Genomic DNA, 545 nt, shown 5'->3' with positions numbered 1-545 from the left:
TTCTACGACTTAATCGGCCGCAGCCTCAATGTCGATATGCGCGAACAGACAACGGCGGAGTTCCAAAAACGCTACCACGTCAGCCTCAACCAAGCCAAACGCGTTGCCGATACCGCGCAAGCCTTCATGAACAGCCTGTGCCACGCCAAAAACGTAACCGTTCAAGAACTTGCCCTGTGGAACCAATACCTCAGCCGCGCAGGCCGTCTGCATGAAATCGGCTTGGATATTGCCCATACCGGTTATCACAAACACTCCGCCTACATTCTCGAAAACGCCGATATGCCGGGCTTCTCACGCAAAGAGCAAACCATTTTGGCGCAACTGGTTATCGGCCATCGCGGCGACCTTAAGAAAATGGCAGACATTATCGGTAACAACGAAATCATGTGGTGTGCCGTATTGTCCCTGCGCCTGGCAGCCCTCTTCTGCCGCTCGCGCCTGCCGCTTGATTTGCCGCCGCAAACCCAGCTTCGCATCGATGAAAACAACCACAGCTTCATCTTGCGCATCAACGCCCAATGGCTGGAGCAACACCCCCTCAT

The 545-nt window shown here is 54.5% G+C and carries 1 pseudogene; it reads left to right on the top strand.

Annotated elements, in window-relative coordinates:
* Positions 1 to 545: pseudogene (locus ACTHUR_RS17320) on the top strand (exopolyphosphatase); the annotation flags it as partial.

The organism is Neisseria sp. P0021.S007 (assembly GCF_051956855.1).
This window is presented reverse-complemented; position numbering and strand designations above follow the sequence as displayed.